Here is a 2,013-nt window from a genome sequence, read left to right on the forward strand (position 1 = left end):
GGCGGCCCCCGGCTGCGCATTCTGAAGGAAGTGGTTCAGGCCGTGACCGCCTTGGCGCGGGCAACTTTCATCGCGCCAAGGGGACTGGGAAGACGCGCCGGCGATGGCGACCGCGTTCAGGCAAGCGTTGCGCGCGATCTATCCGGGCGCGCTGATCTACGCGGGCAACTACAGCAAATACAGCAACCAACCCACCGCCCTCAATCCCAGGCAGGCGCCAACCCCTCCGGGCTGGTCAAGCGTCCGCCCCGGTCCAGCGCAGCGATGGCGGCCATGGCCTGAATGAATCCGCGCTTCAGGCGGGCGTCAGGCGAGCGGCATCTCGTTCTCGATCCACGCCGTCACCGACGCATGCCGGGGCTGCCAGCCCAGTTCCGAGCGCGCGCGCCGGGCGCGCACGCGGCTGTTGGAGCCGAAGGAGTAGCGCGACTGGCCCTCGCCCCAGATGGGCGTGGCCGCTTCGACTGAGCAGGCCTGCACGGCCCCGAGGCCGAGCCGCCGGGCAATGGCGGCGCCGATCTCCGCGTACGAAGCCTCGCCGTTCTCGACGAAATAAAAGGCGCCCGCGGGCGCGCTGTCGAGCACGCGCGCATAGAGGTCCACCACATCGGCGATATGCACGTTGGACCAGCGGTTCACGCCCGCGCCGACGATGCGCACCACGCCGCTTTGCCTGGCCTGCGCCACCAGCGGCGGAATCTGCACGCTGTCGGCATGCAGCCCGGCGCCAACGCCGTAGATCATGCTGTTGCACAGCACGGCGCTGCGCACGCCATGCGCAGCGGCCGCCAGCACCATCTGGTCGATGGCGTAGCGTGCCGCTTTGCCCGGCTCCACCACGAACGGCGTCTGTTCGTCGAAGATGCGCGGCGACAAGGCATTGCCGCCGGCGTCGTCGCCGATCACGCTCKAGCCGCTGGTATGCAGCAACGGCTTGCCCGAGCCGCGCAATCCGGCCAGCAGCGCTTCTACCGCGGCGCGGTGGTCGCTGCTGGCGGCGTTGATCACGCCGTCGGCCTGCGCGGCCTCGCGCGTCAGCAGGGCGGCGTCGTCGAGCGTGCCCTGCACGGGCACGACGTCGCGCATGGCCAGCTGTGCGGCCTGCGCCGGGTTGCGGACCAGGCCGCGCACGCTATGCCCGKCGGCGATCAGGTGAGCCGCGACAGAGCCGCCGATAAAGCCGGCCGCGCCGGTGATGAAGATTTGCATGGGATGCTCCTGGATGCGGGCTTGCAAAGCGCGCCGGATTGGGGCTGGGCCGTGAGGCCGTAAGGCCGTGAGACCGTGAGGCGATGGCCCTGGCCGGATGAACATGACCCGAGTATCCGCGCAACCCATGCGGAGAAAAACCGTGCGGCGTGCAGAACATATTTGATTGCCGCGCAAGAATGGGCAGCGCGCACGCGACATGTGGCGCGCAATGCGGATTCGTCCATGCCGATGCCGATCAGGACCCGTTCCTGCCGCGCGTCGCCGATATCCGCGTGCCAGTGCGAGCGGATCGACGCCACCGATTAACGGCGCGGCGATGCCAGATAGGGCTGCACGCTCGCCGCCGGCATGGCGTAGCCGGCATAGCCCATCATGGTGTCCGCCCGCTCCACCCGCATCGCCCCGCTGATCCACACGGTGTCCATGCTGCGCAGCCCCGCCAGCGGCTTGTCCGTGCGCACGTGGATGACCTGGTTGGCGGGCGGCGGCGGCACATGGATGCATGCGCCAAAGTACGGCACCAGCAGGAACTCGCGGATCGCCTCGCCTTCGCCATCGAGCGAGACGACAAAGCCGGCTATGCGCACCGCCGCGCCATCGAGCGAGGGCTCCACCGGTGCGTTCTTCCAGTACTGGCGGGCTTTGTATAGCGCGATCTGCGCGCGCGGATCGGCGTCCTCCAGTTCATCGAGCCGCAGGCCCTTGAATGGCGCCAGCGGATCCCAGCCTTTGGGCAGCAAGGCCTGCCAGCCGATCTCGCGCAAGGCGGGGTCGGGCGCGGCGGGCGCGGCGGGCGCGGCG

3 protein-coding genes are annotated in these 2,013 nt (G+C 69.5%); 1 reads left to right on the forward strand and 2 read right to left on the reverse strand.

Annotated elements, in window-relative coordinates:
* Nucleotides 1–282 (forward strand): hypothetical protein (locus AC1DS3_RS38070; RefSeq protein WP_477129299.1); only part of this gene is annotated, 282 nt, incomplete at its 5' end.
* A gap of 24 nt (nucleotides 283–306) precedes the next feature.
* Here the strand turns inward: AC1DS3_RS38070 and AC1DS3_RS38075 are convergent.
* Complete coding sequence (locus AC1DS3_RS38075) at nucleotides 307–1,209, reverse strand: NAD-dependent epimerase/dehydratase family protein (protein WP_477129300.1); 903 nt, start codon at nucleotides 1,207–1,209, stop codon at nucleotides 307–309.
* Between the two features lie 305 nt (nucleotides 1,210–1,514).
* On the reverse strand, nucleotides 1,515–2,013 hold a 499-nt coding region (locus tag AC1DS3_RS38080), incomplete at its 5' end, for a DUF3299 domain-containing protein (protein ID WP_477129301.1).

The sequence above is a fragment of the Cupriavidus sp. 01L46 genome (assembly GCF_056399905.1).